The 25,196-nt window shown below is 66.1% G+C and carries 26 protein-coding genes; 15 read left to right on the top strand and 11 right to left on the bottom strand.

Annotated features, from left to right (window positions below):
- From G5C33_RS07715 to G5C33_RS07695, 5 genes are all read left to right on the top strand, one after another.
- Positions 1-1,335 (top strand): sigma-54-dependent transcriptional regulator, encoded by a 1,335-nt coding sequence (locus G5C33_RS07715; RefSeq protein WP_165326686.1) that lies wholly within the window; start codon positions 1-3, stop codon positions 1,333-1,335.
- Complete coding sequence (locus G5C33_RS07710; RefSeq protein ID WP_165326685.1) at positions 1,332-1,550, top strand: hypothetical protein; 219 nt, start codon at positions 1,332-1,334, stop codon at positions 1,548-1,550. Before G5C33_RS07715 ends, G5C33_RS07710 begins: the two co-directional genes overlap by 4 nt.
- Position 1,551: 1 nt before the next feature.
- A complete protein-coding gene (gene flhA / locus G5C33_RS07705; RefSeq protein WP_165326684.1) occupies positions 1,552-3,633 on the top strand; it encodes a flagellar biosynthesis protein FlhA in 2,082 nt (693 codons plus the stop codon).
- Positions 3,634-3,704: 71 nt separating this feature from the next.
- Complete coding sequence (locus tag G5C33_RS07700; RefSeq protein ID WP_165326683.1) at positions 3,705-5,678, top strand: flagellar hook-length control protein FliK; 1,974 nt, start codon at positions 3,705-3,707, stop codon at positions 5,676-5,678.
- 10 nt (positions 5,679-5,688) lie between these two features.
- A complete protein-coding gene (locus tag G5C33_RS07695) occupies positions 5,689-6,345 on the top strand; it encodes a flagellar hook assembly protein FlgD (RefSeq protein WP_165326682.1) in 657 nt (218 codons plus the stop codon).
- 297 nt (positions 6,346-6,642) lie between these two features.
- Here G5C33_RS07695 and G5C33_RS07690 read toward each other — a convergent pair whose 3' ends face one another.
- The 7 genes from G5C33_RS07690 to G5C33_RS07660 form a co-directional block, all read right to left on the bottom strand.
- Positions 6,643-6,999 carry a hypothetical protein gene (locus tag G5C33_RS07690; protein WP_165326681.1) on the bottom strand — a complete coding sequence of 119 codons (357 nt, stop codon included), beginning with the start codon at positions 6,997-6,999 and terminating at the stop codon, positions 6,643-6,645.
- A gap of 139 nt (positions 7,000-7,138) precedes the next feature.
- On the bottom strand, positions 7,139-7,540 hold the full coding sequence (locus G5C33_RS07685; RefSeq protein WP_165326680.1) for a hypothetical protein: 402 nt from the start codon (positions 7,538-7,540) through the stop codon (positions 7,139-7,141).
- A 168-nt stretch (positions 7,541-7,708) separates the two neighbouring features.
- Positions 7,709-8,560, bottom strand: coding sequence for a flagellin (locus tag G5C33_RS07680; protein ID WP_165326679.1), 852 nt, complete (start codon positions 8,558-8,560; stop codon positions 7,709-7,711).
- 326 nt (positions 8,561-8,886) lie between these two features.
- Entirely contained in the window at positions 8,887-9,660 is a 774-nt protein-coding gene (gene flgH / locus G5C33_RS07675) for a flagellar basal body L-ring protein FlgH (protein ID WP_165326678.1), read from the bottom strand.
- 72 nt (positions 9,661-9,732) lie between these two features.
- Positions 9,733-10,182, bottom strand: coding sequence for a flagellar basal body P-ring formation chaperone FlgA (gene flgA, locus G5C33_RS07670; protein WP_165326677.1), 450 nt, complete (start codon positions 10,180-10,182; stop codon positions 9,733-9,735).
- Complete coding sequence (flgG, locus tag G5C33_RS07665; protein ID WP_165326676.1) at positions 10,182-10,964, bottom strand: flagellar basal-body rod protein FlgG; 783 nt, start codon at positions 10,962-10,964, stop codon at positions 10,182-10,184. The genes flgA and flgG overlap by 1 nt, the downstream gene beginning before the upstream one ends.
- 48 nt (positions 10,965-11,012) lie before the next feature.
- Positions 11,013-11,756 (bottom strand): flagellar hook-basal body complex protein, encoded by a 744-nt coding sequence (locus G5C33_RS07660; RefSeq protein WP_165326675.1) that lies wholly within the window; start codon positions 11,754-11,756, stop codon positions 11,013-11,015.
- Positions 11,757-11,873: 117 nt separating this feature from the next.
- Between G5C33_RS07660 and G5C33_RS07655 the strand changes: the two genes are divergently transcribed.
- From G5C33_RS07655 to G5C33_RS07640, 4 genes are read left to right on the top strand one after another with little or no spacing between them, the layout of a single operon-like run.
- Positions 11,874-12,422: a flagellar basal body-associated FliL family protein gene (locus G5C33_RS07655; RefSeq protein WP_165326674.1), complete on the top strand. Its 549-nt coding sequence runs from the start codon at positions 11,874-11,876 to the stop codon at positions 12,420-12,422.
- Positions 12,419-13,435, top strand: a complete 1,017-nt coding sequence (gene fliM / locus G5C33_RS07650; RefSeq protein ID WP_165326673.1) for a flagellar motor switch protein FliM — start codon at positions 12,419-12,421, stop codon at positions 13,433-13,435. The genes G5C33_RS07655 and fliM overlap by 4 nt, the downstream gene beginning before the upstream one ends.
- 5 nt (positions 13,436-13,440) lie before the next feature.
- Complete coding sequence (locus G5C33_RS19185; RefSeq protein ID WP_206518650.1) at positions 13,441-14,052, top strand: DUF6468 domain-containing protein; 612 nt, start codon at positions 13,441-13,443, stop codon at positions 14,050-14,052.
- Positions 14,049-14,615: a MotE family protein gene (locus G5C33_RS07640; RefSeq protein ID WP_165326672.1), complete on the top strand. Its 567-nt coding sequence runs from the start codon at positions 14,049-14,051 to the stop codon at positions 14,613-14,615. The genes G5C33_RS19185 and G5C33_RS07640 overlap by 4 nt, the downstream gene beginning before the upstream one ends.
- 71 nt (positions 14,616-14,686) lie before the next feature.
- On the opposite strand, the gene G5C33_RS07635 is transcribed toward G5C33_RS07640, so the two are convergent.
- Complete coding sequence (locus tag G5C33_RS07635; protein ID WP_165326671.1) at positions 14,687-15,091, bottom strand: hypothetical protein; 405 nt, start codon at positions 15,089-15,091, stop codon at positions 14,687-14,689.
- 75 nt (positions 15,092-15,166) lie between these two features.
- On the opposite strand from G5C33_RS07635, the gene G5C33_RS07630 reads away from it, so the two are divergent.
- Both G5C33_RS07630 and G5C33_RS07625 read left to right on the top strand, forming a co-directional pair.
- Entirely contained in the window at positions 15,167-15,397 is a 231-nt protein-coding gene (locus G5C33_RS07630) for a hypothetical protein (protein ID WP_165326670.1), read from the top strand.
- Entirely contained in the window at positions 15,397-17,214 is a 1,818-nt protein-coding gene (locus tag G5C33_RS07625; RefSeq protein ID WP_165326669.1) for a hypothetical protein, read from the top strand. Before G5C33_RS07630 ends, G5C33_RS07625 begins: the two co-directional genes overlap by 1 nt.
- Positions 17,215-17,309: 95 nt before the next feature.
- Here G5C33_RS07625 and G5C33_RS07620 read toward each other — a convergent pair whose 3' ends face one another.
- The 3 genes from G5C33_RS07620 to G5C33_RS07610 all read right to left on the bottom strand — a co-directional run bounded on the left by G5C33_RS07620 (position 17,310) and on the right by G5C33_RS07610 (position 21,698).
- Entirely contained in the window at positions 17,310-18,215 is a 906-nt protein-coding gene (locus G5C33_RS07620; protein ID WP_165326668.1) for a flagellin N-terminal helical domain-containing protein, read from the bottom strand.
- Positions 18,216-18,229: 14 nt separating this feature from the next.
- Positions 18,230-20,326 carry a flagellar hook-associated protein FlgK gene (locus G5C33_RS07615; RefSeq protein ID WP_228275231.1) on the bottom strand — a complete coding sequence of 699 codons (2,097 nt, stop codon included), beginning with the start codon at positions 20,324-20,326 and terminating at the stop codon, positions 18,230-18,232.
- Positions 20,327-20,396: 70 nt separating this feature from the next.
- Positions 20,397-21,698 carry a flagellar hook protein FlgE gene (locus G5C33_RS07610; RefSeq protein WP_165326667.1) on the bottom strand — a complete coding sequence of 434 codons (1,302 nt, stop codon included), beginning with the start codon at positions 21,696-21,698 and terminating at the stop codon, positions 20,397-20,399.
- Between the two features lie 249 nt (positions 21,699-21,947).
- Here G5C33_RS07610 and G5C33_RS07605 point away from each other — a divergent pair, with 249 nt between their 5' ends.
- The 4 genes from G5C33_RS07605 to G5C33_RS07590 are packed head-to-tail and all read left to right on the top strand — an operon-like array spanning position 21,948 to position 25,166.
- Complete coding sequence (locus G5C33_RS07605) at positions 21,948-22,361, top strand: flagellar biosynthesis repressor FlbT (RefSeq protein WP_165326666.1); 414 nt, start codon at positions 21,948-21,950, stop codon at positions 22,359-22,361.
- A gap of 11 nt (positions 22,362-22,372) precedes the next feature.
- Positions 22,373-23,716, top strand: a complete 1,344-nt coding sequence (fliI, locus tag G5C33_RS07600; protein WP_165326665.1) for a flagellar protein export ATPase FliI — start codon at positions 22,373-22,375, stop codon at positions 23,714-23,716.
- Positions 23,713-24,150 carry a hypothetical protein gene (locus G5C33_RS07595; protein ID WP_165326664.1) on the top strand — a complete coding sequence of 146 codons (438 nt, stop codon included), beginning with the start codon at positions 23,713-23,715 and terminating at the stop codon, positions 24,148-24,150. Before fliI ends, G5C33_RS07595 begins: the two co-directional genes overlap by 4 nt.
- Positions 24,147-25,166, top strand: coding sequence for a lytic transglycosylase domain-containing protein (locus G5C33_RS07590; protein WP_165326663.1), 1,020 nt, complete (start codon positions 24,147-24,149; stop codon positions 25,164-25,166). The genes G5C33_RS07595 and G5C33_RS07590 overlap by 4 nt, the downstream gene beginning before the upstream one ends.
- Positions 25,167-25,196 lie beyond the last annotated feature (30 nt).

Raw genomic sequence — 25,196 nt, 5'->3', positions numbered from 1 at the left:
ATGGGAATGCCTATCCGAATGCTGCTTGCCGGCGCTCCGGGAAGCGAATTCCGCCGCGCGGCGGAACTGGCGCGCGACGCCGGCGCCGAAGTCGCAATGGCAGACAGCTGCGACGACGCACTGGCGATGCTGCGCGAAAGCGGCGCCGACCTGGTGATGATCGACGTGCTGCTCGACGTGCCCTATTTCCTGACCAACCTGCGCAGCGAGCGGTTCACCGTACCGGTGCTGGCATGTGGTATCGATGCGCCGGCGGAGGCCGCAGTCGCGGCCATCCGGGCGGGCGCGCGCGATTATGTGCCGCTGCCGCCGCAGCGCGAGCTGATCGCCGCCGCCATCGCGTCGGTCATCGAGCGGCGCCCGAGCGAAGCGCTGGCCGAACATCCCGCGCTCGAACGCGCCAACGAACTCGCCCGCGCGGTCGCGCCTTCCAGCGCGCCGGTGCTGATCACCGGCGAGCGCGGATCGGGCAAGGAAATGATGTCGCGGACGATCCATGTCGCGTCCGGCCGACCCAATCCGATGCTCGTCGTCGAATGCGCGGGCGTGGCCGCCGACGTTCTGGAATCCGAATTGTTCGGGCATGAGGAAGGCGCCTTTCCCGGCGCCATCGCCCGCCGTATCGGGCGCCTGGAAAAGGCCCAGAGCGGCACGGTACTGCTGCGTGAGATCGGCGCTTTGACGCCGGCGACGCAGGCGAAGCTGCTCGCGGTGCTGCAGGAACAGCGGTTCCAGCGCGTCGGGAGCACCGACCCTGTGCCGTTTCAGGCGCGGCTGATCGCTTCGACCAGCGTCGATCTCGACGCGCGCGTCGCCGAAGGCGGCTTCCGTGCGGATTTGCTTGCCCGGCTGGGTCTGGTCCGCATCGAAGTGCCGCCACTGCGCGAACGCGGCGACGACATCGCGATGCTGGCCAACCATTTCGCCGAACGGCTGGCGGTTTCGGACGGCATGGCGGTCAAGCCGATCTGCGACACCGCGATGGCGCTGCTGCGCCGCTATGACTGGCCGGGCAATATCCGCGAGCTGGAAGATGCGGTGCATCGCGCCGTGCTGCTTTCGCGCGGTGCCCAGATCGAACCGGGCGACTTCGTGCTGAGCGACGGCACCCGCCTCGTCAGCGCCGAAGCCGAGAGCGGCGAGCGATTGCATGTCGAAAGCCTGGTCGGGCGCACCGTCGAGGAAGTCGAGCGCGAGCTGATCCTCCAGACGCTCGAGCGCTGCCACGGCAACCGCACCAGCGCGTCGAGCATCCTGGGCATTTCGGTGCGCACGATGCGCAACAAACTGAAGGCATTTGTCGAAGCGGGCATTCCCGTGTCGCCGGCGGCATGACCGACATGGCCCGCGCCCTCCCCCATCCCGCCAACGACTGTGACGCCGCGGTGCCGGTGCGCTGGGTGCTGCGGGGCGGACGCGGGCAGCCCGCCGGGTGGGAAGCCACCGGCAAACGCGATCGCCGCGATGCTTCGCTGCGATTGACCAATTCGGCCGCATCGCGCGGCGTGCTGGCGGGATCGCCCTGCCTGATCGTTTTCGGAGTAGCCTGACGTGCCCCCAGCCATTGCGCGTTTCCTTGACCGGATCGGTGCCAGCCGCGACCTCGCGCTGGCGATCGGCGTCGTCGCGATCATCGCGATGCTCATCCTGCCGATGCCGGGCTGGCTGCTCGACATCGGACTTGCGCTGTCGATCACCATTTCGGTGATGATCCTGATGACCGCGCTGTTCATCGAAAAGCCGCTCGAACTCAGCGCCTTTCCGACGATCCTGCTGATCGCGACGATGCTGCGGCTCGGCCTCAACCTGGCCTCGACGCGCCTGATCCTGGGCCACGGCCATGAAGGGCCGGACGCCGCGGGCAATGTGATCGGCGCGTTCGGCGAGTTCCTGATGGCGGGCGAGACCGCGATCGGCCTTACCATCTTCCTGATCCTGGTGGTCATCAACTTCGTCGTCATTACCAAGGGCGCGGGCCGCATCGCCGAAGTCGCCGCGCGCTTCAGCCTCGATTCGATGCCCGGCAAGCAGATGGCGATCGACGCCGACCTCTCCGCCGGGATGATCGACGAGGAGCAGGCGAAGAACCGTCGCGCCGAAGTGGAAGCCGAAAGCGGTTTCTACGGCGCGATGGACGGTGCCAGCAAATTCGTGAAGGGCGACGCCATCGCGGGCCTGCTGATCACCGCGATCAACATCGTCGTCGGCCTGGGCATTGGCGTGGTTTCGCACGGCGTGCCGCTGGGCGAAGCGTTCCAGACCTATACCGTGCTGACCGCGGGCGATGGTCTGGTCAGCCAGATCCCGGCGCTGATCGTGTCGGTGGCGGCGGGTCTGCTCGTTTCCAAGGGCGGCCTGCGGACCAAGGCAGGCACCGCGCTGGGCGATCAGCTCGGTCGTCACCCCAAGGCGTTCGGCATGGTCGCGTTCCTGATGGGCGCGCTGGCGCTGATGCCCGGCCTGCCCTTCATCCCCTTTGCGAGCATCGCGGCGGCATGCGGATATACCGCCTGGAAGATGACGAAGAACGCCGAAGCGCGCGCCGCTCAGGAAAAGCTGATGGCGGCGCAGGCAGAGGAAAAGGAAGCAACCCGCGAACAGCCGATCAGCGAAACGCTGGCGATCGACTCCGTGCGCATCGAAATCGGCTATGCGCTGCTGCCGATCATCAACGATTCGACGCGCGAGCCGCGGCTTGACGATCAGGTGCGCGCGCTGCGTCGCCAAATGGCGACCGACTACGGCTTCGTGCTGCCTTCGGTCCGCATCATCGACAACATGTCGCTACAGCCGAGCGAATATGTCCTCTACATCAAGGAAACCGAAGCCGCGCGCGGCGAGATCCGGCTCGACAAGCTCTTGCTGATCAATCCGGGCGGCGGTCCGACCGGCCTGCCGGGCGATGCGACCACCGAACCGGTGTTCGGCCTGCCCGCGCTCTGGATCGATCGCGAGCTGCGCGACGAAGCCGGCTTCCGCGGACTGACCGTCGTCGATTGCGGCACGATCATCACCACGCACCTGACCGAGCTGGTGAAGGAAAACATCGCCGACATGCTGAGCTATTCGGAGACGCAGAAGCTTCTGAACGAAGTGCATCGCGAGGCGGAAAAGCTGGTGGCTGACATCGTTCCGTCGAAGGTTTCGGTTTCGACTGTACAGCGCATCCTGCAGAATCTGCTGAGCGAAGGCATTTCGATCCGCGACATTCCGACCATCCTCGAAGGCATTGCCGAAGCCGCGCCGCTGACCGCCAATGTGACGCAGATGACCGAGCATGTCCGCGCGCGCCTGGCCCGCCAGATTTCGGCGGTCAACATGCGCGGCGACGCGATCCCGATCGTCACCCTGTCGCCGGAATGGGACCAGGCGTTCGCCGAAAGCATCGTCGGCGCGGGCGATGATCGCCAGCTCGCGATGGCACCGACGGTGCTGCAGCAATTCATCGGTTCGGTCCGCGCCACCTATGACAAGCTGGCGCATGACGGGGAAATCCCCTGCCTGCTGACCAATCCGTCGATCCGCCCCTTCGTCCGCTCGATCATCGAACGCGTGCGGCCCGCGACGGTGGTGCTTTCGCAGAACGAGATTCACGCCCGCGCCCGCATTCGCGCGCTGGGCAGCATCAGCTGAGCGACCGTTCGCGCGGCGACCCCTCTATAATGAAAGGTGGCCTCCAGGCGGCCACGCAATGAGAGTGCTGCATGAAAGTTGCCGATAGCGGCCTCGCCGCCAATTCGCTGCTCCCCGGTTTCGCTTCCGGCGCCAATGCCGGCCCCGGTTTCGGCATCCTGGTCGAAACCGGCAATGCCCTCGCGCGCACCCTGGTTCCGGGCGCAAGCAAGTTCGGGGAGACCGGGCCCGCGTCGCTCGCAACAGCGCCGGTGTTGCCCGAAGGCGATGCCGCCGCGACGCTTCTGCTGGGTGCGAAACCGGCGGGCACCGGCTTCCCGCCAGCCGTCGAGGCCGGCCCCGCCATGCTGGCTCACGCCGAAGACATGCCCCAGCGACCGGCCGAAGCCGGAATGCCCGCAATCCAGCCGGCCACCGCGCCCCGCGCGCGCCGCACGATGCTGCCCGAGCTGCTGACCGGCGGATCGCTGCTGACCACGGCGGCAACGGGTGTGAACAAATCCGTCCCGGCACCGATCGCCGCGCGCGTGCTTGGCGCCTCGCCTGCGATGCCGCGCGGGGAAACCGCCATGCCGGTGACTGCCTCCGCGCCGGCGATCGGCGATACCGCGCTTGCGTCAGCAACGCCGCTTGCTCCCGCGACGCCCGAAACGGCCGCGTCTGACGGGCAGACCGCAGGCCTGAAACCGCTCGCAGCCCCGGTCGGCGCGCCACAGCCCGACGCGACGATCGCGACGCGCCAGCCGGCGGCCGCGACCCAGCAGGCGACAAATCCGCAAGGTTCCGAGCCGACGATCGTGCCTGGAACGCCTTCTTCAGCCACGCCGACGGCCGCCCCCGCGGCTGGCAGCGACAAGCGCCTGACCGAAACAACCGCCGCCCCGGTCGACAGCCGTGCACACGCATCGCCGCTCACCCAGGCAGGCGACAATGTGGCGGAGCAGGCGCCGTCCGACACGCCTGCGCCACCCGCAACGGCGGCGACGCAGACGCGCCCTTCGGACGTCGAAGCGAAAAGCCCGGTCGCGGAGCCGACCGGCAGGAGAGGCCTTGAACCTTCTGACGACCCGGCTCCGGTAGCGTCCGACGCCGCCGTGATGATTGCCCCCGCCGCCATCGCCGAGCGTCCCGCCGAGCCCGTCCCGGCCGTGGCGCAGGACGCCCGGCAACAGTCCTTCACCACTGCCGCATCGCCAGCCGCCGAACCGGCAACCGGCCAGGAGCCGAGCGCGACGACGGACCGGAACGGCAATACGGATTCGTTCAAGATTGCAACGGGCCCGGAAGGCACCGGAACACCCGACACGAGCAACGACGGCGCCGGCCAGAACGGCGACGGCAGCAATGCGTCGCACGGCGAGCGCGATTTCACCAACCTGATGCGCGACAAGCCGACGGCTACTCCCGGCGAGAGCACCGATAGCTCGAAGGTGTCATCACAGGACGCGCGACCGCTTCAGCCCGGCTCCGCGCCTGCGCCGACGCCCGATCGCATGCCGGTCCCCGGCCAGCCCGCGGCTTCGGCCGCCACGGCGGCGCCCGCCGGCACGACGGCCGCCCCCGCGCCCGTCGCGGCGCATGATGTCGAACTCGACTCCGGTTCGGGCCATGTCGGCCGCGATCTGGGCATCGCCATCGCGCGCAAGGTCCAGAACGGCGAAGACATGCTGCGCGTCCGCATGAACCCGGGCGATCTGGGGCGTGTGGAAGTGACGCTGGCATTCGATGATAAGGGCCATGTCCAGGCAACGCTGAAAGCCGACACGCAGGCGGCGATCGAACTGCTGCGCCGCGACGCCGCCGATCTGGGCCGCGCGCTCGATCAGGCGGGCGTGCGTGCAGACCCCCAGAATTTCCGCTTCGAAAGCCGTTCGGACGGCAATCAGCAGCAGCAGATGATGCAGCAAAATGGCGGGAGCGGCGGCAATGGCGGCCAGCATCGCCAGAATCCAACCGGCAATCCCGCCAATGACGGCGATTTCGTCGATTCCGATGCGGGCTATCGCCCGGTCAGCCTCGATGGTCGCGTCGACCTGATCGCATGAGGATGAACCGATGACAACTGTAGCTTCCAGCACCGGCGCCCCCGCCGCCGCCACCGGCGGCTCGGCGCTTTCCGGGCTCAACGCCGATTTCGACATGTTCCTGAAACTGCTGACCTCGCAGATGCAGAATCAGGACCCGCTCGATCCGATGGATACCAGCGAATATACCCAGCAGCTGGTGCAGTATTCGCAGGTCGAGCAATCGATCAAGCAGACCGAAACGCTGCAGCAGATCCTCTCGGCAATGGGCTCGAGCGACCTGGTCCAGGCCTCGTCGCTGCTTGGCCGCGAGGTCGAATTCGATTCGGCGACCGCCGCGTTGAGCGACAGCGCGCCGGCGTCGTGGAGCTGGTCGGCCTCGCGCAACGTCGCTTCGGTTGCCGCCACGGTGAAGGATGCCAATGGCCGCGTCGTCGCGACCGGGCAGCTTCAGCCGGGCAGTTCGGGACGATTCGATTGGGACGGGATGCGCGCCAACGGGTCGCTCGCACCGGCGGGCAGCTATACGCTGGAACTCTCCGGCGCCGACGCCAACGGCTCCAGCGTCCCGATCACGGTGCGCGGCACCGGAACAGTGCGCGACGTGCACATGATCGAGGGCACGGTCACGCTCAACGTCAACGGCGCCGAAGTACCCGCCGACAGGCTGCTGCGCATCGGCGGCTGAGCCGGCACCGCACGAATACGGACCCGTATAAACCCCTAGCTATTATAGGCACTTACGCGCCACGCGACGTCATCAAAACGTCTATAAGATAATCAGAACCGGGCGGATCATCGAACCGATCCCCTCGCGATCCGCCCGGTTCCCCTTCCCTTGGCCTGGCAACAGGCAAGAAATCGACGGCAGACCGGCCCCCCTCCGGTCTGCCGTTTTTTTTCGTGCGCGCCCTGACCCGGACAAAAAAGGACCGCTCCGGGGGGCGGAGCGGTCCAAGGGAGCGACTGACAAAGTCGGATCGGTTCAGGCATGCACCGGTATCGGACAGCTCCGAAGCGGCGTAATCGCAGGCAGGCGCGGCAGCGCGATCGGCTCCGCGCCTGCCTCCTCGCTCGACCGGATACGCGCGTCGTCGAGGGTACAACCGGGGATCGCGGTCGGCACCGCGAGCATCGCGAGGCAATCGGCGATCGAGGGATCTTCGCGCGGACCGATCGTGTCGAGCACGTCGGCCAGCGTCATGCCGGGCGCCTGGAGCGCGCGCTCCGCCGCAGCGTTCCACAATGCCTGCACATCGACGACGTCCAGCGTCACCGTGATGCGATATTCGGTGGTTTCGGCATTGTTTTCGGAAACCGTTCGCAGCGAGCGCAATCCCATACCCAATTCCCAGTCTCGTTCATATTCGTCACGGGCGTCTCCGTGATGATTTCTGACTATTTCCGGGCACGGCGCTGCGGTATTCCGGTTTTGCCCCAATACGTATTTGCCCCGAAGACATCGCAGCCATCGTTGCGGTTCAATGAACCCGCGCTTCCGCCCGCCGCGCCAGTTCGCGCGCATGCGCCGATACGAGGCAGAGTTCGGCATAGAGCCGGTCCCAGAAGGGCGAAGGAATTTCGACATCGCCACCGCTTGCTTCGGCAATGCAGATCGCGGCGCACGGCTCCAGATCGAGACGGAACGACGCGCCGAAATTGCCGTCGACATGTTCGTTGGGAAGGCCGTGCGGAACCGCCAGCCGCGCCGACATCACATAACCGGCAAGCACGTCGCAGCCATAGCCGTCGAGCAACACGCGCGCGCGATCCGCAGCGTCGGGCCGCTCGATCACGACAAGCGCACCGGACGGATGTTCCTCGACGCTGAGCCGCAGGCGGCCGCCGAACGCATCGGTGATCTCTCGAATTCGCGGGAACAATGGTTTCTCCTGAATCTACTTCATTATAGACCGATTTGCCCGGCCCCGCATGATCGCAGCGGCGGAGCACCGATTGCTCACCGACAAAAAAAGGGCCGAAACGGCGTACCGTCCCGGCCCGGAAAAGAGTGCCCTCCGCGCTTCCAGGGCAAAGCGCGGAGCGCGCCCTTAACGGAACAGCGAAGTGATGGTCTGCGGGGCCTGGTTGGCGATGCCAAGGGCCTGCACACCCAGCTGCTGCTTGACCTGAAGGGCCTGCAGCTTTGCCGATTCCTTCGCCAGATCGGCGTCGACGAGGTTGCCGATACCACCCTCGATCACGTCGGACAGCTTGCTGGTGAATTCCGACTGCGCGTCGATCTTGCGCGAAGCCGCACCGAGCGTGCTGAGCGAGGTGTTGAGGTTTTCCTGCGTGGTTTCGAGCGTGTCGATCATCGCCTGCGCATTGGCCTGCGTGTCGATTTCGCCGCTCGCGGAAACGGTCACAACCGAACCGCCCAGATCCAGGCCCTGGTTCGCAACGCTCAGCGAATCGGGGTCCCAGGTGCCGGAGCCGTCCGAGTCCTTCAGCGACTGGAGCGCCGTAACGGTGCCGCCCGAAGCCTTCAGGAGGTTGGTGCCGTTGAACTCCGAGGAGTCGACGATCGTCGTGATCTGATCGCGGAGCGCCTTGAAGTCCTCGTTGATGGCGTCACGGCTGGCAGAATCGATGCCGTCGTCAGCTGCCTGATAGGCCTTGGCCTTCATTTCGTTGACGATGTCCGAAATCTGCTCGGTGCCGGCGGTCGCCACGTCGACCACGCTCTTGGCGCGGCTGAGCGACGAGCTCACCGACTTCAGACCGCCCAGATCGCCGCGAAGCGTCTGCGCAATCGTGAACGAAGCCGAGTCATCCTTGGTCGACGAGACCGAGAGGCCGGTGTTGATGCGGCTCTGGGTCTGCGACAGGCCCTTGTTGGTTTCGGTCAGGCTCTGCAGCGCGGCCATCGCGCCGGTGTTGGTGTTGACGGAAAAACCCATCGTAATCTTCCTTCTGGGAGTAAGCGGCCGCGTTCTGCGTCCTGTTGAGCCGGAGACGCCGGCTCGCGACAGGCGTGTTCCAGTGCCTGCACTTCCATTTTGGGAAGAGTTTCGCGCCGACCAAAATAGAATGCGAATTTTTTTCTTGGTTTACAGTTAGTTAAAGTCAAGCAACCCGGCAATTTTTTCCGCATGCCACTTGCGCCACGGCAATAATTTCCTGTGATCCGGGTAAAGCCGCCAAGAAAAAGGGCCGGACGCACCCCCCGATGCGCCCAGCCCGATGCCGTCCCAGGTGCAGCGGCGCCCGGCGCCGCCGCACACCATCAGAACGGAAACAGTGCGTCGTAGATCTGCTGGCCCCAGCGCGCCTGCTGCGCGTCGGTGAGCTGACCGCGGCCGCCATAGATGATGCGCGCCTCGGCAATCTTGCTGTGCTGGATCGAATTGTCGCGCTCGATGTCCTGCGGACGGACAATGCCGGTCAGGATCAGTTCGCGCATTTCGAAATTGACGCGCACTTCCTGACGCCCGCGGATCACCAGATTGCCGTTGGGCAGCACCTGCGTGACGATCGCCGCCATCGTCATGTCGATCGTTTCCGAACGCGCAGTCGAACCGCCGCCGGAAAACTGCGAATTGCTGCTGGTATCGACCAAAGTCGAGGGATCGGGATTGCCCGGCAGCACATTCTGCAGCGGAGTCTGAAGCCCCAACAGCCCGGCGATGCCGCCGGTTTCCGATCCGCCGCGCGAACGCGAGGTGTTGTTACCCAGATTGGCGCGGTCGTCGATATGAATGCGGATGGTGAGGATATCGCCCATCGTCGAGGCACGCTGATCGCGGAACAGCGCGCCCGCGCCGGTGCGGAACAGCGACGCGCCCGATGCCTGCGGCTGCGCCTGCGCGACCTGCACCGGCTGCGCATAGCCGTTGCCCGAACGATCCGACGGCGCGGCGATCGACGGCTGAACCTGCGGCGCGGCGACCGGCTGGATAGCAGTCAGTTCGGGGGCCTTGCCCACCTGGCTCAGCCGCCCGACGGCGCCGCAGCCTGAAACCATGCTGCCGATCACGGCAATGGCGATAACGCGTTTCATATCCCTGATACTCCGATCAAAATTGCATTGCATGGCGGTGGGCGGATCTGGCGTCCGCCTGGCCGCGGCCGGTTACGGCAAGGCGATCCGCACGCTGCCCGGACCGTCGACAACGGCATCGAGCGTGTGGCTGGTGGTATTGGTGACGACGCGGACCAGCTCGCCATCGGCGGCGTCGCCCAGCGCCCGACCGCTCGTCGCGATCACCAGCGATCCGTTGACCAGCCGGATCGTCACCGGCTCGCCGCGGCGCACCAGTCGAGGTTCCTGGATGTCGGTGCGGCGCACGATGCTGCCTTCGCGCAGGTTGCGGCGCGCCTCCATCCCCGCCGCTTCGCCGGGCGAAAGCGCGCTGCGCGCCTGGACCTGCGTGCCGGTGTCGACCGCGAAATCGCTTGCCGAGACCAGTTCGCCGCGCGGTACGTCGCGCACCAGCACGGCAACTTCGACATCCTGCGCCGCCGCTTCGAGCGGCAGCACGATCGCGACCAGCGCCGCGCCGAGGGCCAACAGCGCGCGCATCAGCGCATCTGGCTGGTCGTCGCCAGCATCTCGTCAGCGGTCTTCACGACGCGACTGTTCATTTCATAGGCGCGCTGCGCGGAAATCAGCGCAGTGATTTCGGCCACCGGATTGACGTTCGAGGATTCGAGGAACCCCTGGTTGAGGATGCCGACGCCCGGATCGCCCGGCGCAGTGACGGTCGGCTGACCCGAAGCGGCGGTTTCGAGGAACAGGTTACCGCCCTGCGCCTCAAGCCCGCTTTCGTTCATGAAGGTGGCGAGTTCGAGCTGGCCCACCGTCTGCGGCTGCGGATCGCCCGCCACTGTCACCTGCACTTCACCGGTCTTCGAGACCGTCACGGCAAGCGCTTCCTGCGGGATGGTGATGCCCGGCTGCACCGGATAACCGTCCTGCGTTACCAGCTCGCCCTGATCGGAAACCTGGAACGATCCGTCGCGGGTATAGGCAGTGTCGCCCGAAGGCAGCGTCACCTGGAAATAGCCGCGGCCCTGAATGCCGAGGTCGAGCGGGTTGTCGGTCTGCATCATCGAACCCTGCTCGATGATGCGATAAACGCCGCCGGTGCGCACGCCCGAGCCGATCTGGATGCCCGAAGGCACCATCGAATCCCCGCCCGAAGCCGTGCCGGGGCGCGACACCTGCTGATAGAGCAGGTCCTGGAATTCGGCCCGCTGCCGCTTGAAGGCAGTCGTGTTCATGTTGGCGATGTTGTTCGAGATGACATCGACATTGGTCTGCTGCGCACGCATGCCCGTGCTGGCAATGTTGAGCGATCGCATGTGTTCGTTCCTTCGATGTGAAGCGTTGGATCAGGGGGTTGCGTGAAATCAGGCGCCCGGGCGGCCGAGCCGTTCGATCGCGCGCTTGCGCATGTCCGACATCTGGTCGGACATCGCCTTGCTCGCCTGATAGGCGCGCAGAATCTCGATCATGTCGGTGGTTTCGGAGATCGGATTGACGTTCGACCCCTCGACTCCGCCGCTGACCAGCTTGGTTTCGTTCGCCGCCAGCTCGCGACCGCCGGCGCCGTTGAACAGGCCGTCGCCGCGCGGATCGACGCTGCCTTCATTATCGAAGACAGTCACGGCGATCCGGCCGAGCGGCCCGTCCTTGCCCATGACGGTACCGTCCTCGGTAATGCTCAGATTGGCGGCCTGATCGGGCGGCACGGCGATGGTCTGTCCGCCTTCGCCCAAAATCTTCTGTCCGCCCGAAGTCACCAGTTCGCCCGATTCAAGGACCTTGATGAAACCCGCACGCGTATAGGCGGTTTCGCCGTTCGGCGCTTCGACCGCCAGGAAGCCCGGCCCGTCGATCATCACGTCCAGCGGGTTGCCCGTCGGCTGGAACACGCCGTTGCTGGTATCGTGGACGGTGCCATAATCCAGCACGAACGACGTCGTTTGCGCGGAGCGCACGATGCTGTCGGTCTCCTGCATATATTCGTGGAACAGCGGCTGTTCGCGCTTGAATCCCACGGTCGTCATGTTCGCCAGATTGTTCGACACGACATCCATGCGGCGACGCAGCGCCTGTTCGTGGCTCAGCAGCACATAGGAAGAAATGTCCATCGCGCTTCCCGTTTTCCAAAATCATCGCACTAGGCAGTTTTTGCCGGGCGTTGATCCTATAATAGGAAGAAATCGCCCGGACCGGTGTTCGTGCGATCAATTCCAGGGAAGTCGGACATGTCGGATGAGATCGTAGAGGTGACGGAAGCAACCCCGGCGCCGAAGAAGAGCAAGAAGAAGCTCATCATCCTCGGCGCGGCGGCGGGCGTGGTACTGCTCGGCGGCGGCGGCGGCGCGGCGATGATGCTGGGCGGTGGCGGCGAAGAAACGCACGAGGAAGCGGCGGCGGCCGAAGAAGGCGGTCATGACGCCCCGGCCGAGACCGCCGCGGAAGGCGGGCATGGCGAAGCCGGCGGCGAAGGCGCCGCCGAGCCCTATATCGACGTTCCGATGATGCTGGTGAACCTGCGCTCGCCGGATGGCGGCGCACGGTTCCTCAAGATTCACTTCATGCTCGTCCCCGGCCCCAACGGCGCGGGCCTGGAAGAGAAGCTGCCGGTGCTGCTCGACAGCTATCAGCCGTTCCTGCGCGAATTGCGCCCGGTCGACCTTGCCGGATCGGCGGCGGTCTATCGCATCAAGGAAGAGATGCTCGTCCGCGCCAACCAGGCACTGGGTTCGGGCGTGGTCAGCGATGTTCTCATCCAGGATCTGGTGCAGCAATGAACGACGATTTCGCCCTGCCCGATCCGCCGGTGGCGGATGCCGGCGGTGGCGACGGCAAGTTCGATCAGGCGGATATCGATGCGCTGTTCGGTGACCTGGGTGGCGATATCGCGCCCAAGAAAGGCCTGCGCGCCGTCATCGAATCCAAGGTCATCCGCCATGAGCGGCTGCCGATGCTCGAAGTGGTGTGCGACCGCGTGGTTCGCTCCTTCGCCAGCTCGATGCGCAATCTCTCCTCCGATGCGGTCGACGTCAGCCTCGAGGAAGTGACGTCGAGCCGGTTCGGCGAGTTCATGAACCGCGTCGCGCTGCCCGCGATGATCGGCGTGTTCCAGGTCAAGGAATGGCAAAGTTTCGGGCTGATCACGGTCGAATCGGGGCTGATCTACGCCGTTGTCGATGCGCTGCTGGGCGGCCGCGGCGGCGCGGGCAATGGCGGTCTGGTGATCGACGGGCGAGCCTTCACCACCATCGAGACCAATCTGGTGTCGCGCATGCTGACGCTGGCGCTCGACGATTTCGCCGAGGCGTTCGCGCCGATCGAACCGATCGAGACGCAGCTCGAGCGCATCGAGACCAATCCGCGCTTCGCGGCGATCGCCGGTCCGTCGAACATCTGCGCGGTGGCCACCTTCCGCGTCGACCTGGACGGTCGCGGCGGCAAGTTCACGATGCTGCTGCCCTATTCGACGCTCGAGCCGGTACGCGAAAAGCTGCTCCAGCGCTTCATGGGCGACAAGACCGGCCGCGACAGCATCTGGGAAGCCCATATGGCGTCCGAAATCTGCAAGACGCATGTCGATGTGAATGTCGTGCTCGGCGAGAAGCACATGCGGCTGGCAAAGCTCCAGTCGCTCGAAGTCGGCCAGACGTTGCGGTTCAACAAGGGGCCGGATGACCCGCTGGAATTGCATTGCGGCAATGTCGCGCTCGGCCAGGCGCAGATCGGCCAGCGGAACGGACGCGTAGCAGTACGGCTGATGTCGGGCATTTCCCGACTGACCAAGGGATGAGTGCCATGAATTTTGCAGTGACCACCAATATCCTCACCATGATGCTGTGCATCGCCGTGCTGGTGCAGAGCCTTCGGATGATGCGCAGCCTGCGCAAGGTGAAGGACGGCGCGCTGACCGACACGGTCAAGGCGCTAGACGTCGCAACGGTTCAGGCCCGCGCGGTGCTTTCCGACATGAAGCGGACGCTGAGCGGCGATTGTGCGGAAAACGCCCGGATCGTCAACGAAGCCAGGGCGCTGCGCGAGGAATTGTCGGTGATGATAGGCATCGCGGATTCCACCGCCGAGCGCATCATCGAGGCCGTCGGCGCGGCGAACGCCCGGGAAGCAAAGCCGGCCCGCGAGGCCAGGCAGGCCAAGGCCGCGCCGCGGACAGCATCGCGCCCCGCCAGAACGAAACCGGCCGAAGCAAAGCCGGAGGTTCCGCGCGCCCCGGAAAAGCCCGCCGCCAAATCGACTGCGAAACCCGCTGCGAAAACGGCACGCCAGGCGGCGGAAAAACCCGCCACGAAAACGCGCGCGCGCCGCAGCACGAAACAATCGCGCGAGGAAGAAGCATTGGTGTCGGCGCTGGTCGCGGCGGTTTCCGCTGAAGCCGGGGCACGAGCAGCATGATCGCGCGCCCTTCCCTGATGCTGCTGATGGCCAGCGCCGCGACGCTTTCCGCGGTCGCCAACGGCGTCACCGCAGCCACCCCGCAGACGTCGCAGCAGGACGCCTCCCAGGCCTCTGCGCCCAAGACGCGGCTGGGGTCGGCGATCGAACAGGACATGGCCCAGCGCGATCAGCAGGCGGCGGAGCGCCGCCGTTCGCTGCAACTGCGCGAACAGGCCGCCGTCGCTGCCGAGGCGCGGCTGCAGGCGAGCATGGCCAGCCAGCGCGAGGCAGCCGCGGAGGGTGACGCCGCCGCCGGGGCGGAGGCCGAAGCCGAAGGCGTGCAATATGACGAACTGGCGCGCATCTATCAGTCGATGCGGCCGAAAAACGCCGCCGTCGTGTTCGAACAGCTCACGATGGACGTGCAGGTCGAAGTCGCCAAGCGGATGCGCGAGCGCAATACCGCGCTGATCATGGCGAACATGACTCCCGAAGGCGCGGCGAAGCTGACGATGGCGCTGGCCCGGGGGCGCGCGGTAGACGAAGCACAGCCGGCCGCCGCGCGGCCGCAGGCACGCTGATGCCCGTCGCCCGGGCGAAAGCCCGGGCGAACAGCTATCATTGGCGGGGAAAAAGCTTCGTCGCCGAAGTGTCAGTTTCGGGAAGCGGCGACTTCGACGATCAGGACGCGCGCGACGCCGTGATTGGCGGCCTGCAGCGCGCCGGTGAGATCGTGATCGAGCAGCGAGACGTCGACCGCCCGCATGCCGCTGGCATGGAGCCGGGCGAATTCGAGCGAGGCAGCCAGCGCCGCCGCGCGCAGTTCGGGCATGGTTTCCTTGAGCTGCGCGGCGCTTTCCTCATCAGCGGCGTCGAGCACCAGCGCGACGCGCAGATTGCCGTCGAGCCGCCCGCCATCGGTGATGGGCACGCTGATCCGGTCCATCGGCACCAGATGCAGGCTTTCCCCACCCGCAGCGCCGTCGCCGGAGGCATTGGCGACCGAAGTGGGAAGCGCAAGCGCAAGCAGTGCGGAAAATACGGCCGGAATTCGCAACGAAACAGCTCCCGTGATCGGCGCCGTCGCGGCGCATCTCTTCCTATAATAGTATAAAAGTTAAGCGAGTATCCAATGACCCACGACCAGCGCCCGGGCAAGATGCGCCTGGTGGCGGATGCCAAGCCCGCCCCGGCCCGCGATAACGCCGCGTCAGCCCCGCAATTGCCCCCGCCTCCGGCCGAAACCGGCCCGGCGCCGATGGGCATGGGCGCGAAACTGCTGCTCGGCGGGCTGTTTCTGATCGGCTGCGCCGCCGGCGGCACGGCCATCGCGCTGATCCCCGGTTCGGGCCTGCTCGGCTGATGGCGCGCTTCGTCTCCCTTGTCGCGCTGGCGCTCACCGCCGGATCGCCGCTCGCGGCGTTCGAACCGGACAAGGAGGTCCATGACGCTCCCGCCGGTCCCACGCATAACGAAACGGAAGAACATTCGCCGGGGCCTGTCGCCACGACATCGCAAACTTTGCCGCGCTTCGCCGCCGAACTGGCGCAGCGTCCGCTTTACGCGGGCGCCACGGCCTGGCGGGTCGAAGGCAACGCACGCGATCGCTGGATCGCAGCACGGGCCGAACGCCGCCAGTCGGCGCGCTGGGACTATGCCCGCGCGATGCTCGGCAAGGGCAATGCCGCCGAAGCGTTCGGTATCCTGACTCTGATGGAAGAAGACGACGCCGATCTCGCGCTCGTCCCGGCCTTTCAACTGGCGAAAGGGGTTGCGCACGCGATGCTCCGCCGGAACAGCGACGCGCTGGCAGTGCTGTCCGGCCCCGGCCTGCGCGACAATGCCGAAGCCTGTGCCTGGCGCCTGCGCGCGCTGGTGCAGCGCGGCGACGCCGGCGAGGCGCTCGACGAAGTCGAATGCGCGCTTCCCGCGATCAACGGGCGCCGCGATCGATCGCGCATCCCGTTCGTGCTCGCCGCGGCCGAAGCGGCAGTGAATGCCGGGCGACCCGGCATGGCGATGCGCTGGCTCGGCCCGCTGACCGATCGCGACCCTGCCGCCAACCTGTTGCGGGGCCGCGCCTATCTGGCGCTGGGAGAGGCGCAGGCCGGGCGATTGCGGCTCGAACGGGCATTGCTCGACGGCACTGCAGAGCAACAGGCCGATGCGCGGCTGGCGCTGCTCGAAGGAGAAATTGACGGCGGAACGCTGTCGCCTGCCCAGGCGATCGAGAAGCTGGAGGCCGTCCGCTTCGGCTGGCGCGGCGGGCCGGTGGAGGAACGCGCGTTGCGGCGCGAGCTGAAGCTGGCGGTAGCAAGCAACGACACCGCCGCCACGCTGCGCTCGGCAGCAACGCTGATCGCCTATTTCGAACCGCGCCGCGATGCCGGCGAATTGCTCGAACAAGCCCGCGCCGCGCTGTCCGCCGTGCTCGCGCCCGACAGCAGCGTGCCGCTGGCGCAGGCGGCGGGACTGTACTGGGACTATCGCGATCTCGCGCCGGCCGGGCCCGAAGGTGACCGGCTGGTCGCCCGACTGGCCGGGCGACTTCAGGACGCCGGCCTGTACGAACGCGCCGCCGATCTGCTCGACCATCAGTTGCGCACGCGCGCGCAGGACGTGGTGCAGGGCCCGCTGTCGGTGAAAGTCGCGTCGCTGCGCATTCTGGCGGGGCAGCCCGAAAAGGCGATCCAGGTGCTGCGCGAAACCGAACAGGCCGGATATTCGAACCGCATGCAGTGGGACCGCAAGCGCGTGGAAGCCGTCGCGTTGCACATCATCGGCAAGCCCGAAGCGGCAATGGCCGCGCTGGAGGATGTGCCCGGCGCGGACCTGCTGCTCGCCGAATTCGCATGGAAGGACGCCGCCTGGGAACAGTTCGCGACGGCCAACGGCGCGGCGCTTCCCGGCGCCGGCGCGCTGGACGCGCCCGACCAGGCACAGATCCTGCGCCAGGCGATCGCGCTGGCAATGCTCGGGCGCGAAGAAGCGCTGGTCGCGCTGCGCAACCGCTACAGCAAGGCATTCGAGGCACTGCCCAGCGCGGCGGTGTTCGACGTGTTGACGCGCGCAGTGGGGTCGGTCGATCCGGCCACGGTGAGCGAAGCGATGGGCGCAATTCCCTCGGCCAGCCCGGCCGGCGGGATCGCCGATCTGCTCGACGCAGCGCCGGACGAATAATCGGAGATTGCGGACACGAAAAAGCCGCCTGTCGTATAATTCCGACAGGCGGCTTTTTTCGTTGCCGGAGCCGCTGGCAACGCGGCCCCGATCCGTTACAGATAGTTGAGAAGGCTGAGCTTGGAGAGCTGCGAGAAGACCGAATAGCTCGCTTCGAGAACCGCCTTTTGCTGCGCCAGATCAATCGCGACCTGACCAAGATCGGCATCTTCATTGTCCTCGATCACGCCCTGCAGCACCAGCGCGCGCGCTTCGCCGCGGGTCGCCAGCGTTTCGACCTGCGCCTGGCGTCGGCCATTGGCGGCGTTCACGCTGGTGACTTCCTCCATGCCCTGGGAAAGCTGTTCGGCCGCGCGGCTCAGCATGGTCTTCTGATCCTCGGTCAGTTCGCTGCCCAGCTTGCCGCCCTCGGCCAGCGTGCGGAATGCGTCGAACAGCTTGCCGCCCAGCTGGCTGGCACCGATGCCATAGGTCACGTCGACATTGTCGTCGACGCGCGCCTTGGCCATGACGCCGTCGTCGCGAAACGCGTCGGCGGCATCGAGCCCGTCGAGATCGGAAAGCTGCATCGGCCGGAACGGCTGGCTGCCGGTTTGCGAGCCGGCAAACAGCGGCTTGCCGCCCTCGGAAGCGTTGAGCGAATTGCGAAACTGGTCGAACGCCGCTTCGACATCCGCCTGCAGACCGGCCGATTGACCGGTCCCGATCGCCGCCAGGATCGTGGTACGCAGCGTGCTCGCGGTGTCCGACACCATTTCGATGTGGCCCTGATAGAGATCGAGCGTCGTTCCCACGCGCTTGGCGACGCTGGCCGTGGCCTGCTGCTTGGCGAGCATCGAATGCGTCGAAAGGTTGCGCACCGCCTCGGTACCGAGGTCGGCGAAGTCAGTGGCCTTCTTGCCGGTCGACAGCCGTACCTGCGTAATCGCCAGCTTTTCCTGCGAGCGGCCGATGGCATCGGCCATCGTGCGCTGAAGCGGAATGGTTGCAACGCGAGTCATTTCATCATCCCCGATCAGCCGACCATCGCGATCAGCGTGTCATACATTTCGCTGGCGGTGCTCATCACGCGCGCCGAAGCGGCATAGCTATTTTGCAGCACCACCATCTGCGCCAGTTCCTCGTCGATATTGACGCCGGAATAGGCATCGCGGCGGTTGGTCGCGTCAGCGCGACGCGCGGAGGCATCGGCGAGCGAATCCTCCGCCTGCGACGCCTGCAGGCCGGCCTTTCCCAGCAACAGGCTGGAGAATCGTTGCAGTGTCGCGGTCCCGTCCTTGCCGAAATCGATCTGCTGATCGAGCCCTTCGACAAAGCCGTTGGCGCCGCGGGTGTCGCCCGCACCCAGTGCGATCTCACCGACCACGGCGTCCGGCTGCAGTCGCGACAGGGGCAGCTTCAACGCATTTGCAAGGATATCGGAACGGACCGTCGCGGTACTCAATCCGCTGGATCGCCCGGTGAGACCCACCAGCGAGGAAAAAGTACGCCCGGTCCCCCAACGATCGGTCGAATCGACCGGGATGGAAATCGAGGCCCCGGCGGCCGAGGCCACCGGATCGAACGTCATGCGACCGCGATCATCGAAGGAAAAGCTGCCGAATTGGCTCAGCGGGCTGCTGTTCAGATCGTCGAGGATATCGGTGAAGGCGTTGTCGGCCATCGTCAGGGTATGGCTGGCCAGTTCGCGACCATTGGTGTCGCGAAGCACGAATGACGCCGTCTGGCCGGGAGCGAAACCATGCCGGTCGGCGGAAATGTCGAATCCGGGCGGAACCAGCGAACTGGTCTCGCTGCGGATCAGATCGTTGAGGCCGAAGAAGTGCGAGAAGCCGACACCCGCGCGTTCGCTGGGATTGGCGGTGTCCTGGGCGACCACCACGCCATTGCGGCTGTCGGTGGCGGCGATGGTGAGCTTTCCGTCGACGAAACTCGCGGTCGCCTGACCTCCCAGGCCGCTGTTGATCCAACCCACGACATCCTTGATCGTGGAAGAGACCGGCATCGCGGAAAAATCAATGTCGGTCCGGGCAACCATCTTGCCGTTCTGGCCAGTGACCGCGAAAATCGCAGTGCCCGTGAATCCCATGCGATCAATGCCGTCGAGACCGGTCTGACGTCCCTCCAGCGCGTTGGGTGCCGGAACGGTGGTGTTCGCATTGGAGACCGTGTTGATCGCTTCAGCCATGCCGCGGAACAGCACCCCCACCTGCTCGTTGAAATCGGGCAGCGCGCGATCGCGAAGGTCGATCAGACCACCCAGCTTGCCTCCGACGACGGAACTGTCCAGCTTTTCGCCGGTCGCCGCGCCGAGATTGCCGGCGGCATCGGCAAATCGGATTTCGATCGGCGGGTAGCTGGGCTGGCTGACATCCCCGCCGCCACCGGTATAGGAAAGCTGGCGCAGCTTCCTGTCGACCAGCGTCGCGCCGTTGGCCGCATCGACCGTCACGCGCCCGTCAGGCTGCTCGCGGACATTGATCGAAACGAGCTGGCTCAGTTCCTCGAGCGCGTTCATGCGCTGGTCAGCGGGACCTCCGGTGCTGCGGCCGAGACCGGTAAGCTGCGAAACCGTGGTGTTGAGATCGTGGACGCGCACCAACAGGCTGTTGATGCGGTCGACGGTATAGCCGACCTCGCTTTCCACGTCGCCGCGCAGATCATCGACATCGTCGGTCAGCCGCTGCATCGAGGACAGCGCATCCTCGACATTGGCAGTGAATTCGGCGGCGGTCTGCTCGGTGCCCATCGCGCCGGTCATCGCGACGGCGGATGCCGCAATCGCATCGAGCCGCGCGGGCAGGCCTACTTCGCTGCCAGGTTCGCCGAGCATTTCCTGGAGACGGTCCAGATATTCGGACTTCACTTCGGCGCGGCCATAATCGCCGGAGCGACGATAAACAGTTGCTTCGAGAAACTGGTCCGCGACGCGGCTCGGTTCGCCGATCGCCACACCGTTCACCCGGCCGCCGACCACCTGTGTGGAAAGGTTGGTCTTTTCGCGGGCATAGCCGGCAACGTTGACGTTCGCGATATTGTTCGAGACCGAACGCAGTCCCGCCTGCGACGCAGCCAGCCCGGATACCGCGCTGCTGAGGATCTCGTTGATCATGATATTCCGATCCCCGCCCGATCGCCGGTCCGGGCCGGATCAGCGATCCGGCCCGGTAACGGCAAGGTGATTAGCGCTTGAGGTCGCTGACTTCGCGCAGCATGTCGTCCACGGTCGTGATGATCTTGGACGACGCGCTATAGGCGCGCTGGAAGCGGATCATGTTGGTGAATTCGCCCGCCAGATCGACGTTCGAGGATTCGAGCGCGTTGGACGAGATCGCCCCCGCGCCGAGCGAGCCCGGCGCGTTCAGTGCAAAACCGCCCGATGACTGGCTGATGCCATAGGCATTGCCCGAAAGCCGCGTCAGACCGTCCGGGTTCTGGAAGGTCGCGATGGGCAGCTGGAACACGGCACGCGTCGACCCATCGTCGAAGATGGCGTTGACGATGCCTTCGTCGCTGATCTCGATCGTCGAGAGATTGCCCAGCAGGCCGCCATCGATCGTCGACGAGATCATCGCCGATTCGGTGCCGAACTGAGTCAGTCCGTTGATACCGCCATCGGCGCCCAGCTCGAAGCTGATCGGCACGGAGGCCGCGCCGTTGGTCCAGTTGATGTTCAGATCGGCGAACGGCGCCGGCGAGCTGCCGGCCAGATCGAGGCTGCCGTCCGGGTTGAACGCGATCGAGCCGCTGGTGAGCAGGCCGCCCGCCGCCGTCACGTCGCTCGCCGGTTCGGCATAGACTTCCGTCTCCCAGGCGTTCGGTCCCGTCTTGAGGTACGACATGGTCACGCGGTGCGTGGAACCTTGTGAATCATAGACGTCGAACGAGCGCGAGAAATGCGGCGCCACGGCGCCCGAAGCCATGTCGCCCGCGGCATAGGCGCCGGTAAAGGCCGCCTGTTCCGAGCTCAGGTTCGCGCGCATCTGCAACTTGGTCGACGGCTGGGCAGTGCCCGTCAGGTCGCTGATCCGCACCGGTTCGAGCGTGCTCAGATTGCCGGTGTTGGTGTAGCTCCCCTGCGCGTCGAGGCGCCAGCCATAGAGGTACAGCCCCGCGGCGTTGCGCAGAAAGCCCTCATTGTCCGGCCGGAACGAACCCGCGCGGGTGAATTCGACGTCGCCGCCGGCATCGGGCGCGTTGCGCGTGACGAAAAAGCCCGCGCCGTCGATCGCGATGTCGGTGCTGCTCGACGACGCCTGCAACAGGCCCTGTTTCGAAACCGTGGCGATCGGCGCGACGGAAACGCCGCCGGCCGAATAGGAGCTCTTGCTGTGGCCGTCAGTCACCATCGAGCGGAACTGCGCGTCGGTGCCCTTATAGCCCACGGTGTTGATATTGGTGATATTGTCAGCGACTGCGGCCATCGCATTCGCATGCGCGCCAAGGCCGGACACGCCGGCATATAGTGCGGAATAGAGACTCAACTCTGCTTCTCCCCGGATGACGGCTCACACGAGCCCTTCCCGCACATTATAGGATGTTGCCATGCGAAAGCGGCATATTGCGAAATTTTCTGGCGAATGCTCAAAACGGCCAATTCGGTCGATTCATCCGATTTTATAAGGGGAAATACTGGGCGTCCCGATGATCTAGGCAAAATTTGCCGGTTGCCGCCCCCTCTGCGGATACGCTTTCCTATAATTATCCCGAACCCAGTTGGAAAAGGACGGCCCATGCTTCGGATAACGCTGCGGGACGGGGAAAAGGCAATCATCAACGGCGCCGTTGTGCGCGCCATCGGTCGCACCAAGCTGCTGATCGAAAACCGTGTATCGATTCTGCGCGGCAGCGAAGTGATGCAGCCCGAGGACGCCACCACGCCCGCGCGCAGCCTCTATTTCACGTGCATGATGGCCTATGTCGATCTGGAACAGCGCGACGCGCATAACGACCGGATCCTGTCCGATCTGCAGCTGGTGCTGAAGCAGATGCAGCAGCCCGCCGCGCAGGCCGCCTGTGTCCGCTTCGCCAATCACCTGGCGCGCAATGATTATTATCGCGCACTGGCTTCGGCGCGCGAACTGATCGCGATCGAACAGACCGGCTCGGACAGCTCCGAAACCGGCGACGCCATCAAGGCGGCCTGAAGGCACGTCCGATGCAGACTCTCGCCAGCGCAGCCCGTGCGATCCGCGCCCAGACGCCCGACCATCGGTTCGGCCGCGTCGTCGCCGTGCGCGGCGCGCTGATCGAAGTCGAAGGGCTGGCCGGCGCGACACAGATCGGAAGCCGCGTCGCGATCGCCAGCAATGACGGCAGCGTCGAAACCGAAGTGACGGCGCTCGACCGGGATCTGGCGCTGTGCATGCCCTTCGCCGATCCGCAGGGCGTGGGGCTCGGCGCGCGCGCCGATCTCACCGCGGGTCAGCTCAGCCTGCGCCCTTCGAGCGGCTGGCTCGGCAGGATGATCGACGGCCTGGGCCGCCCGATCGACGGCAAGGGCAACCTTCCGCTCGGCGGCGATCCGCACCCGATCAAGGCCCCGCCCCCGCCCGCCGCCGCCCGTGCCCGTGTCGGCGGCCGCATCGAAACCGGCGTGCGCGCGCTCGACATGTTCGCGCCGCTTTGCCTGGGCCAGCGCCTGGGCCTGTTCGCCGGTTCGGGCGTGGGCAAGTCCGTTTTGCTTTCGATGCTCGCCCGCTGGACCCGCTGCGATGTCGCGGTGATCGGACTGATCGGCGAACGTGGCCGTGAAGTGCAGGAATTCGTCGAGGACGATCTCGGCGAGGAAGGCATGGCGCGCAGCGTCGTCGTTGTCGCGACTTCGGACGAGCCCGCGCTGATGCGCCGCCAGGCGGCATGGACCACGCTGGCGGTCGCCGAACATTTCCGCGACCAGGGGCTCAATGTGCTGTGCCTGATGGATTCGGTGACGCGCTTCGCGATGGCGCAGCGCGAGATCGGCCTCGCCAGCGGCGAGCCGCCCGCGACCAAGGGCTATCCGCCGACAGTCTTCGCCGAACTGCCGCGCCTGCTCGAACGCGCAGGCCCCGGCCTGCCGGGTCAGGGCAGCATCACCGGACTGTTCACGGTACTGGTCGATGGCGACGATCATAACGAGCCCGTCGCCGACGCGGTGCGCGGTATCCTCGACGGCCATGTCGTGATGCGCCGCGCGATTGCCGAACGCGGTCGCTATCCGGCGATCGACTTGCTCAAATCGGTGTCGCGCACGCTGCCCCACTGCCTCGACGCGGATCAGAACGACGCGCGTATCGCCGCGCGCAACCTGTTGTCCACCTATGCCGATATGGAGGAAATGGTGCGGCTGGGCGCGTACAAGCGCGGGTCCAATCCCGAAGTCGATCGCGCCGTCGATCTCGCGCCGCGGATCGAGGCGATGCTCAATCAGGGCAAGGGCGATCGCGGCAATTCGATCGAATCCTTCGCGCAGCTGGGTGCCGTCGTCGCGCCCGCTCCGGTCGAGGAGGCAGTGGAATGAAGGCTCTCAACACCGCATTGCGCATCCAGCAGCGCGAACTCGATGCGTTGCGCGTTTCAATCACCGTGGAGATCGAGCGCGTCGACGGGCTGAGCGATGCCCAGCGCGCTCATCTTGAATCGGAACGGCGCGAACGCGCGGCCGCCGCGGCCGCCACCGAAATCTGGATGCCGACCGATGCCTGGGCGGCGCGCGCGCGTGCCGAACGGGCGCGGCTGGCGCGCAATGCCCAGGAAGCGGGCGACCGTTTGACCGCGCTGCGTGTCCGGGCGGCGGAAAGTTACGGCACGATGCGTGCCATCGAGGAAGCGGTCAACCGGCGCCGCGAGGAAATCGACCGCGAACATGCCGCCGTCGAACAGGCGCAGGCCGATGATTTCGGCACTGCCCGGTTCCTGGCCGCACGCGGCCGCGAACGGAGGGGGATGCAATGATCGGTCCCGAAACGCTTGCTTCGCTGCCGCCCGCGCGCCGGGCGGAGATCATCTTTCGTACCGCTCAGTCGGAAATGTCGAACCGGCTGTGGCGCGCCGCGCTGGGCGATACCGAAGGCAAGGGCAGGAACAGCGATCCCAATGGACTGGGCAGTGGCGGCAGCGGCTTTCCCGTCGAAACGCTGATGCAGCTGATGGGCGGCGGCACAGCGACGACAGGGGCGGCCGCCGTTCCCGGCCGGCAGCATTGCTGTTGCTGCGAGCATGATGATGCCGCCGGCGGCGCAGTCGCACCCACGCCGAATCGCGTGGGCGAGCTCGGCACCGCCACGATCGACACGGCACGCGCGATCGCGCCGCAGAGCGATGCGACGCTCGATCTGGGGCCGAACCAGCGTTATGCCGGTGCCATCTCGGCGGCCTCTGCGGCCACCGGCGTTCCCGCCCCTGCCATCGCCGCGATCGTCGACGCCGAATCCGCCCGCCACGCGGACGGCAGCTGGAATCCACTTTCGCGCAATCCGCGTTCGAGTGCCGCCGGGCTCGGCCAGTTCCTCAGCGGAACCTGGCAGGACATGGCGCAGACCAAGGGGAACTGGCTCAACGATGTCGCCGCGCAGCGCGGCTGGCTGGACGCCAGCGGCCGCGTGCGGCCCGAGGCGCGCGCCGAGCTGTTGCAGCTTCGCTATGATCCCGAGGCCTCGATCCGCACCGTCGCGGATTTCGCGCGCATCAATCTCGACCGGCTTGAGTCGGACGGCTTTCGCGTTCGGCTCGATTCCGAAACGGTCGCCAAGGCAGCCTATCTCTCACATCATCTGGGCCTGGGCGATGCACGCAAATTCCTGGGCAATGCGATCGGAAGCGATCGTGCGCGCACGCTGCTGACCGCTCAGGTTGGCTCGGCCGCGGCGCAGGCGCGGATCGCCGATGCCGGCGGCGCGGTACAGGCGCATCGCCAGTGGTTGCTCGGCTATATCGCCCAGCGCGTCCAGCCCGACCGCTTCACGGCATGAACGCCGCGTAAACCATCTCCGTACAGCTAC

Source organism: Sphingosinithalassobacter tenebrarum, assembly GCF_011057975.1.
GTDB lineage: Bacteria > Pseudomonadota > Alphaproteobacteria > Sphingomonadales > Sphingomonadaceae > Sphingomonas > Sphingomonas tenebrarum.
Note: the sequence above shows the minus strand (reverse complement) of the source record. Positions and strands in the feature narration are given on the sequence as shown.

Bases quoted from the DNA above. Each gene is read 5' to 3' on its own strand.
- G5C33_RS07715 (WP_165326686.1), top strand. From the start codon at position 1: ATGGGAATGCCTATCCGAATGCTGCTTGCCGGCGCTCCGGGAAGCGAA.
- G5C33_RS07710 (WP_165326685.1), top strand. From the start codon at position 1,332: ATGACCGACATGGCCCGCGCCCTCCCCCATCCCGCCAACGACTGTGAC.
- G5C33_RS07700 (WP_165326683.1), top strand. From the start codon at position 3,705: ATGAAAGTTGCCGATAGCGGCCTCGCCGCCAATTCGCTGCTCCCCGGT.
- G5C33_RS07695 (WP_165326682.1), top strand. From the start codon at position 5,689: ATGACAACTGTAGCTTCCAGCACCGGCGCCCCCGCCGCCGCCACCGGC.
- G5C33_RS07690 (WP_165326681.1), bottom strand. From the start codon at position 6,999: ATGGGATTGCGCTCGCTGCGAACGGTTTCCGAAAACAATGCCGAAACC.
- G5C33_RS07680 (WP_165326679.1), bottom strand. From the start codon at position 8,560: ATGGGTTTTTCCGTCAACACCAACACCGGCGCGATGGCCGCGCTGCAG.
- flgH (WP_165326678.1), bottom strand. From the start codon at position 9,660: ATGAAACGCGTTATCGCCATTGCCGTGATCGGCAGCATGGTTTCAGGC.
- flgA (WP_165326677.1), bottom strand. From the start codon at position 10,182: ATGCGCGCGCTGTTGGCCCTCGGCGCGGCGCTGGTCGCGATCGTGCTG.
- flgG (WP_165326676.1), bottom strand. From the start codon at position 10,964: ATGCGATCGCTCAACATTGCCAGCACGGGCATGCGTGCGCAGCAGACC.
- G5C33_RS07660 (WP_165326675.1), bottom strand. From the start codon at position 11,756: ATGGACATTTCTTCCTATGTGCTGCTGAGCCACGAACAGGCGCTGCGT.
- G5C33_RS07655 (WP_165326674.1), top strand. From the start codon at position 11,874: ATGTCGGATGAGATCGTAGAGGTGACGGAAGCAACCCCGGCGCCGAAG.
- fliM (WP_165326673.1), top strand. From the start codon at position 12,419: ATGAACGACGATTTCGCCCTGCCCGATCCGCCGGTGGCGGATGCCGGC.
- G5C33_RS19185 (WP_206518650.1), top strand. From the start codon at position 13,441: ATGAATTTTGCAGTGACCACCAATATCCTCACCATGATGCTGTGCATC.
- G5C33_RS07640 (WP_165326672.1), top strand. From the start codon at position 14,049: ATGATCGCGCGCCCTTCCCTGATGCTGCTGATGGCCAGCGCCGCGACG.
- G5C33_RS07630 (WP_165326670.1), top strand. From the start codon at position 15,167: ATGACCCACGACCAGCGCCCGGGCAAGATGCGCCTGGTGGCGGATGCC.
- G5C33_RS07625 (WP_165326669.1), top strand. From the start codon at position 15,397: ATGGCGCGCTTCGTCTCCCTTGTCGCGCTGGCGCTCACCGCCGGATCG.
- G5C33_RS07620 (WP_165326668.1), bottom strand. From the start codon at position 18,215: ATGACTCGCGTTGCAACCATTCCGCTTCAGCGCACGATGGCCGATGCC.
- G5C33_RS07615 (WP_228275231.1), bottom strand. From the start codon at position 20,326: ATGATCAACGAGATCCTCAGCAGCGCGGTATCCGGGCTGGCTGCGTCG.
- G5C33_RS07605 (WP_165326666.1), top strand. From the start codon at position 21,948: ATGCTTCGGATAACGCTGCGGGACGGGGAAAAGGCAATCATCAACGGC.
- fliI (WP_165326665.1), top strand. From the start codon at position 22,373: ATGCAGACTCTCGCCAGCGCAGCCCGTGCGATCCGCGCCCAGACGCCC.
- G5C33_RS07595 (WP_165326664.1), top strand. From the start codon at position 23,713: ATGAAGGCTCTCAACACCGCATTGCGCATCCAGCAGCGCGAACTCGAT.
- G5C33_RS07590 (WP_165326663.1), top strand. From the start codon at position 24,147: ATGATCGGTCCCGAAACGCTTGCTTCGCTGCCGCCCGCGCGCCGGGCG.